The following is a 7,297-nucleotide window of genomic DNA, read 5'->3' on the forward strand; positions in this document are numbered from 1 at the left end:
CTGGTCCGCGACGTGATCCATGATCCCGGGCGGGGCCACCCCCTCGCCCACCCATACCCACGACCAGACGTCCCCCACCGCCGCACCCGGGGCACCCCCCCGGCCACCGGCCGGATCCGGAGCCGGCCACAGACGACCACACGAGGCACGAGGCAAGGATTCGGTGAACTTCACGCGCTGGAGCGCCCGGCTCCCCGGTACGCAGCGCCGCGCCGCAGCGCGGACCGAACACACGGTCACCCCGGACCGGCGCGGGGAAGGCTCCGTGCCCGCGGCCCGCGTCGAACGGCAGAGCGACGACCCTCCGGACGACCATCCGACCGTGCCCGCCGTCGACGACCTCCCCACCCGCGAGATCCTCGACCGCATCCCGGCCCTCGTCGCCCTCGTCCACGGCTCCGACCACCGCACGGCCTACGTCAACGACGCCTATGTCGCGGCCTTCGGCGTACGCCCGCTCGGCGAACCCGCCCGCGCGTCCCTGCCCGAACTGGACGCCCTCGGCCTCCTCCCGCTCCTCGACCAGGTCCTGCGCAGCTCCAGACCCCGCACGGTCAAGTCCCGCAAGGCCCCCGGCGGCCGCAGCTACACGATCACCTGCACCCCCGTCGCCCTGCCGAGCGGTGCCGGGCAGAGCGAGGGCGGCGTACTGATCTTCGCCGCCGACGTCACCGACCACGCCGAGGCCGGCGAACGCCTGCGCGCCAGCGAACGCCGCCAGCGCGAGACCGCCGTCACCCTCCAGCGTTCCCTCCTCCCGCAGGAACTGGAACAGCCCGACGACCTGCGCATCGCCGCCGTCTATCACCCCGGCGGCACCGAGACCGCCGTCGGCGGCGACTGGTACGACGTCATCACCCTCGGCGGCGGCCGCACCGCCCTCGTCATCGGCGACGTCATGGGCCGAGGCGTGCGCGCCGCCGCCGTCATGGGCCAACTCCGTACGGCCGTCCGCGCCTACGCCCGCCTCGACCTGCCCCCTCACGAGGTCCTGCAGCTGCTGGACGGTCTCGCCACGGAGATCGACCCCAACCAGATCGCCACCTGCGCCTACGCGGTCCACGACCCCAACGAGGGCCGCCTGGTCTACTCCTCCGCGGGCCACCTCCCCATCCTCGTCCGCGACGAGAGCGGCACGGTCCTGCGCGCCGACGAACCGACCGGCCCGCCGCTCGGCACCGGCGGCTGGACCCACACCTCCGGCTCGATCCCCCTCGGCCCCGGCTCCACGGCCGTCTTCTACACGGACGGGCTGGTGGAGCGCCGCAACGAGGACCTGGACGAGGGCATCGCCGCCCTGGAACGCGCCCTGTCCGGCGCCACGGGCACCCCGCAGGTCGTCTGCGACCGCCTGGTCCGCTCGACCGGCGTCACCGCCGACCACGACGACGACGTGGCCGTCCTCGTCCTCCAGCACCCCGCCCGCACCGGCCCCGACAGCGAACTCTTCCGCAACGCCGCGCTCGAACTCCTCGGCGGCGTCGAAGCGGCGCCCCGCGCCCGCGCGTTCGCCTCCGGCGTCCTGACCAGCTGGCGCTTCCCACCGGAGCTGCACGACCTGGGCGTCCTGGCGGCCAGCGAACTCGTCGCCAACTCCCTGCAACACGGCACCCCACCCATGCGTCTGCGGCTCCGCCGCACCGACCGCCGGCTGATCGTGGAAGTCACCGACGGCAACGACCACCTTCCCCGGCTCCGCCGCGCCGAGCCCGCCGACGAGTCCGGCCGCGGCATCGCCATCGTCGCCACCATCGCCTCCAACTGGGGCAGCCGCCGGGCACCGGGCGGCGGCAAGGCGGTGTGGTGCGAGTTCGCCCTGCCGGGGACCACCTGAGCGGCCGGGTCCGGGGGCACACTCCGGCCCCCGGACACGTGGACCAACCTGGGTGGAGACCGCAACGACGAGATGGACTCGTGGCCAACCGCTCCGCCACCCACACCGGTTGCATGGCCGAGCACTCCAACGGCTCGGGCGACAAGCAGGACATGCACAGGAATGACACCGACGACAACGTCGCCCCCTGGAACAGCGACGAGATCACGTCCTGGCGTACGAGGAACGGGTGCTGAGTCGACGACAGCCGCTGGCGCACCGCTCGTCCGGACGAACGGAGTGGTAGGCCTTGCACACTCCGCGCGGGGGAGTTCGTGTGCATCTACGGCGCCAGCGGCTCCGGCAAGTCGACGCTGCTCAATCTGCTCGCCGGCCTGGACCTCGCCGACTCCGGCGAGATCCAGGTCGGCGGTGTGGACGTGAGCACGGCCGACGAGGCCCGGCGCGAGGAGCTCCGACTGCGCACCGTCGGGGTGGTCTTCCAGGAGCACAACCTCATCGAGGAGTTCAGCGCGGTGGAGAACGTCGCGCTGCCCCTGGAGGCATACGGCTTCCCGGTCGCCGAAGCCCGTGAGCAGGCGCTGGCCCAACTGGCCCGCGTCGGGCCGGCCGGGCTGGAGGACCGCATGCCGTGGCAGATGTCCGGCGGACAGCGCCAGCGGGTGGGTGTCGCGCGGGCGCTCACCGGCCGGCGTTCCGTCCTGCTCGCGGACGAGCCGACCGGTGCCCTGGACTCGACGACCACACGCGAACTGTTCGAGCTGTTCCGGAAACTGTGCGACGACGGCGTCCTCGCGGTGATCTGCCCGCACGATCCGCGCTGCCGCGACTTCGCCGACACGGTGTACGAGGTCGTCGACGGCCGCCTGGAACCCCGCTCGTAACCGCCACGGAGACGACACGGGGGCCCGGCGTCGCATGACCCACGACAGCACGACCGACGACAGCACAGACGACCGTTCGGAGGGTGGCCGTTCGGCGGGTGACCGCTCGGCCGACGCCCGCCCGGCGCAGGACCGTACGACGCCCTCCCGTACCGCGCCCGGCCCCGCGGCGTACGGGCGCATGGCGTTCGCCGACCGGGTCCGGCTGACCGCACGGCTCGCCCGGCGACTGGCCCGCTCGCGCGCGCTGGCCCGATCGGTGGTGATCGTGTTCGTCGCCGGACTGCTGGTCATGGGCATGTTCGTCACCCTGCGGACCCTGTCCCTCTCCGGCGAACAGGTCGCGCAGAACGAACTGGTCCGCTTCGGCGCCAAGGTCGGCTACGGCAGCGGGGTGTCCCTGCCCCCTGGCGACGACACCTTCCTCGCCGACCTCCGCTCCCGGATGCGCGACGCCGACGCCACGGACGCCGAGATCGTGCTCAGCGCGACCGACGTCCAGCTGAACACCACACCGGCCCGCAATGTGACGGCACTGGAGAGCGACTGGACCTCCCGGCCCTACCCCGAGCGGTACGAGCTGTTGTCCGGCCACGAGAGCGACACCTTCCCGCCCGGCGAGGCCCTGCTCCGCACCGTCGACGCCTCCGGCACGCTCGACGGGCTGCGCCGCACCGAGCCGCGCTATCTGATGGACGACGACCCCGACAACCCGCGCATGGCCAGTCGAGAGGGCGGCGACGGCAGCCTGCTCGCCGCCGACACACCCGCCGACGTCGAACGCCTAATCGGCCGCCGACTCGACTCCGCCCAGACCTCCGTCCTGCGCGACGGCGGCCTGCTCGTCTGGGCACACACCCCCGACGCCCCCACCGGCCCGAACGCACACACCTCCCTCGTCGTCCGCCAGGGCGACAAGATCCTCGGCAGCACCGCCGAACTGCCCGAGGCCTCTGTCGAAGTCAGCCCGGCCGAGTGGCGCACCGGCTCCGACGGCATCATGCTCCGCGCCACCGCGACCGCGCTCGACCTGCCGATCCAGGCCCACGGACCGATCATGGTCACGGGCGTCACCGACACCGAGTCCCGGGCCCTGCAACAGGCCGTCGTCGACGCGGGCAGGACGCAGGCGCCGTCCTGATCCACGTGGAACCCGACGACCCCGTGCCCCCGGCCGCGCTCCTGGCCACCGCCGTGGGCCTGGTGCTCCTTGCCCTCGCCGCCGTACTGGCCGCGACCCGCAGCCAGACCCGGATCCTGCGCCGCTACCTCGCCCGACTGATCGCCGTGGGCATCCCCCCGCGCTGGGCCCGCCAGGTGCTGCTCTGCCAGCACGGCATCCTCATCGCGGTGAGCACCCTGCTCGGTCTGCTCATCGCCGTGACCCCCACCGTGGTCCTCGCCTCCCAGATCTCCGGGTTCGTCCTGAGCGTGCCCTGGTGGCAACTGGGCGTACTCGCCGCGGCGACCTACGCCGCGGCACTGCTCGCCGCTGTCCTCTCCGCCCACAAACTCCGCGTGACCGAAGCCCGAGCCACCTGAGGGGCTCCGCACACACCCCCTCAGGTCCTGGGCGTCAGGCCCGGGCCGCCACCGGATCCGCGACGGCGGCCCCACTCCCGGCGACCACTCGGCTGCTCGCGAGCGCGGGCTGGTCCTGCACGGCCGTGAGCTCCCGCCCGAGCCGCAGCGCCAGCACGCTGATCCCCAGCGAGCACAGCAGGAACGCCACGATGTACGGCGCGTGCAGCGAGGCGCCCATCGGTCCGCCCACCGCCGGACCGACAGCCAGCGCGAGCTGCTTCACCAGCGCGAAGGCCGAGTTGTACTGCCCGGCCAGCCCGGCCGGAGCGAGATCCGCGACCAACGGGGCGACAGTCGGCGACAGCATCGCCTCACCCAGCCCGAACAGCGCGTACGTCGAGACGAACGCGGCCACGGCCATCTCCTGGCTCCCGTGCCCGAGCCCCGCGAAGCCCGCGACACCCCAGGCCACGGCCCAGATCAGACCCACGGCCGCGATCACCCGCGAACGCCGGCGCCGCGTCACGAACCGCAGCACGGCGAACTGCGCGACCACGATCACGGCGGTGTTGGCCGCCAGCGCCGTCCCGAGCACGGAGGTCGATATCCCGGCCGCCTCCACCCCGTACGCACTGAGCCCCGACTCAAACTGCCCGTAGCAGGCGAAGAACAACACGAAGCCCAGCACACACAGCTGCACCATGGCCCGGTTGCCGAACAGCTGCTTCCAACTCCCCTTGGCCGAGGCTTCCGCGGGCACGCCCTCGACCTTGGGCGCACGGGGCATCCGTACGGTCGCCATCACACCCACGAGCAGCAGGAACATCGCCGCCTGTATCGAGAACAGCAGGACGAAGGAACCCGCGCGCGAGGCATCGACGAGATGCCCGCCTATCAGCCCGCCGACCCCGAGCCCGAGATTCTGCAGGAAGAACTGTGTCGCGAAGGCCCGCGACCGGTTCTCCGCACCGGAACAGTCGACGATCATCGTCGCGAGCGCCGGCTGCGTCACGGCCTGCCCAGCCCCGAGCACCGCCGCTGACACCAGCACGGTCGTCGCACCGGTGGCCAGTCCGAGGCTCAGCGAACCGACGGCGGCGGTGACCAGGGCGGTGAGCAGCACCGGAAGTGGCCCGCGCCGGACTATGGCCCGCCCCGCGAACGGCAGCACGACGAGCGCGGCGACGGCGAAGACCGCCAGCACGAGCCCCGCCGTCATCGCCCCGAGATCCCGCACCTGCGCCACATAGACGTACAGATACGGGACCGTGAAGCCGAGTCCGAACGCGCCGAGCGCGTTGCCCACGTGAATCCGGCGCATCGCTGCGCCCATCCCCCTGGTCACGTTCACCTGCCTAGGTAAGGGAAGCCCCTCTGCCCGCCTCCACCTGGGCAGGCGTTAGCAGTGAAGACTTCGAAGCTAAAACTTAGACCTAAACAGTACACGCCGAAGGACTTCGATGCCAAGCAGCGGCGTGCCATACTGCGCTCCATGGGCGACACCCCAGGCACCCCCGGCAGCGCCGAGCCGACACTCGAAGAGCAGATCGCCGCCTACCAGCGCGAGTTCCAGGACCTCGACCCCCAGGTCGAGAAGATCGTCTCGGCTCTCTCCCGCCTCCACCGCCGTATGAACGTCGCCTACGGCCGCCAGACCGCGGAGCTCGGCATCAGCAATGCCGAGTGGGAAGTCCTGAAGGCTCTCGTCCTGTCCGGTGCCCCCTACCGGATGGGCCCGAGCGAGCTGGCCAAGCGACTCGGCCTGACGCCGGCCGCCATGACCCATCGCATCGACCGCATGGTCGCGGAGGGCCTGGTGACGAGGGAGCGCGACGAGAACAACCGCGTACGCGTCATCGTCGAGCTCACCCGCGACGGTCGAGAGAAGTGGCTGGCGGCCATGCGCCTCGCCTCGGTCTTCGAAGAGGACCTTCTCCAGGACCTCTCTCCACTCGAACGCACCGTCCTGGGCGAGGTGCTGACCCGCCTCCTCCGCCGCGTCGAGCACGCCCAGCCGGACGCCGGCGGCCGTCTCACCGACCTCGACTGAGGCCGTACGCTCGGGGACGGCCGAGGTTTGGCCGCGGGTCACCCGGGGGAGGCTTGACAGTCCACACCGCGATCCGTAGAGTTCTTCGGGTTGCCGCGGGGCCGTAACGGTTCTGCGACAGCACCTCCGCCGCTCAAGCGGCACCCAAACCAACCAGCACGATCTCCCAAGCGGGGCGAATTCGGTCTGCCCGAATTCAATTCGATTTGGGTTCGGTATGGGTTCGACAGACCCGATTGGGAACTGCCGGACAGATCCGCTAAGGTTTGGGACGTCGGAACGGCCCAACAGCCGCGAAGACAACACCCGCTGACTGGGAATCAGGCCCGAAAGGATCTGATAGAGTCGGAACCGCCGGAAAGGGAAACGCGGAAGCGGAAACCTGGAAAGCACCGAGGAAATCGGATCGGAAAACGATCTGATAGAGTCGGAAACGCAAGACCGAAGGGAAACTGCCCGGAGGAAAGCCCGAGAGTAGCTTGGGTGAGTACAAAGGAAGCGTCCGTTCCTTGAGAACTCAACAGCGTGCCAAAAATCAACGCCAGATATGTTGATACCCCGTTCCCGGCCGGTCTTCGGTTGGGGCGAGGTTCCTTTGAAACAAACACAGCGAGGACGCTGTGAATCATCGGCTTATTCCGCCGGTGGTTCCGCTCTCGTGGTGTGCACCCGATTACGGGTAAACATTCACGGAGAGTTTGATCCTGGCTCAGGACGAACGCTGGCGGCGTGCTTAACACATGCAAGTCGAACGATGAACCACTTCGGTGGGGATTAGTGGCGAACGGGTGAGTAACACGTGGGCAATCTGCCCTTCACTCTGGGACAAGCCCTGGAAACGGGGTCTAATACCGGATACAACACTCTCGGGCATCCGATGAGTGTGGAAAGCTCCGGCGGTGAAGGATGAGCCCGCGGCCTATCAGCTTGTTGGTGAGGTAACGGCTCACCAAGGCGACGACGGGTAGCCGGCCTGAGAGGGCGACCGGCCACACTGGGACTGAG

At 70.3% G+C, this 7,297-nt stretch carries 6 protein-coding genes, 1 rRNA gene and 1 pseudogene; 7 read left to right on the forward strand and 1 reads right to left on the reverse strand.

The window, feature by feature from the left end; all coding sequences use genetic code 11:
- Nucleotides 1–163: 163 nt before the first annotated feature.
- The 5 genes and pseudogenes from RM704_RS24710 (at nt 164) to RM704_RS24730 (ending at nt 4,260) form a co-directional block, all read left to right on the forward strand.
- The gene (locus tag RM704_RS24710) at nt 164–1,834 is read left to right on the forward strand and encodes an ATP-binding SpoIIE family protein phosphatase (RefSeq protein WP_033529261.1); all 1,671 of its coding nucleotides are present in this window, start codon (nt 164–166) and stop codon (nt 1,832–1,834) included.
- Nucleotides 1,835–1,914: 80 nt separating this feature from the next.
- On the forward strand, nt 1,915–2,070 hold the full coding sequence (locus RM704_RS24715) for a hypothetical protein (protein ID WP_157856732.1): 156 nt from the start codon (nt 1,915–1,917) through the stop codon (nt 2,068–2,070).
- Nucleotides 2,071–2,139: 69 nt separating this feature from the next.
- A pseudogene (locus RM704_RS24720) lies at nt 2,140–2,718 on the forward strand (ABC transporter ATP-binding protein); the annotation flags it as partial.
- Nucleotides 2,719–2,752: 34 nt separating this feature from the next.
- Nucleotides 2,753–3,859 (forward strand): hypothetical protein, encoded by a 1,107-nt coding sequence (locus RM704_RS24725; RefSeq protein WP_033529260.1) that lies wholly within the window; start codon nt 2,753–2,755, stop codon nt 3,857–3,859.
- A 5-nt stretch (nt 3,860–3,864) separates the two neighbouring features.
- Nucleotides 3,865–4,260: a hypothetical protein gene (locus RM704_RS24730; RefSeq protein WP_033529259.1), complete on the forward strand. Its 396-nt coding sequence runs from the start codon at nt 3,865–3,867 to the stop codon at nt 4,258–4,260.
- A 34-nt stretch (nt 4,261–4,294) separates the two neighbouring features.
- Here RM704_RS24730 and RM704_RS24735 read toward each other — a convergent pair whose 3' ends face one another.
- Nucleotides 4,295–5,575, reverse strand: a complete 1,281-nt coding sequence (locus RM704_RS24735; RefSeq protein WP_192829736.1) for an MFS transporter — start codon at nt 5,573–5,575, stop codon at nt 4,295–4,297.
- Between the two features lie 159 nt (nt 5,576–5,734).
- Between RM704_RS24735 and RM704_RS24740 the strand changes: the two genes are divergently transcribed.
- Both RM704_RS24740 and RM704_RS24745 read left to right on the forward strand, forming a co-directional pair.
- Nucleotides 5,735–6,292 (forward strand): MarR family winged helix-turn-helix transcriptional regulator, encoded by a 558-nt coding sequence (locus RM704_RS24740; protein WP_033529257.1) that lies wholly within the window; start codon nt 5,735–5,737, stop codon nt 6,290–6,292.
- A gap of 686 nt (nt 6,293–6,978) precedes the next feature.
- Nucleotides 6,979–7,297: ribosomal RNA gene (locus tag RM704_RS24745) — 16S ribosomal RNA — on the forward strand; the annotation flags it as partial.

Source organism: Streptomyces gottesmaniae, from assembly GCF_031845845.1.
Classification (GTDB): domain Bacteria; phylum Actinomycetota; class Actinomycetes; order Streptomycetales; family Streptomycetaceae; genus Streptomyces; species Streptomyces akebiae.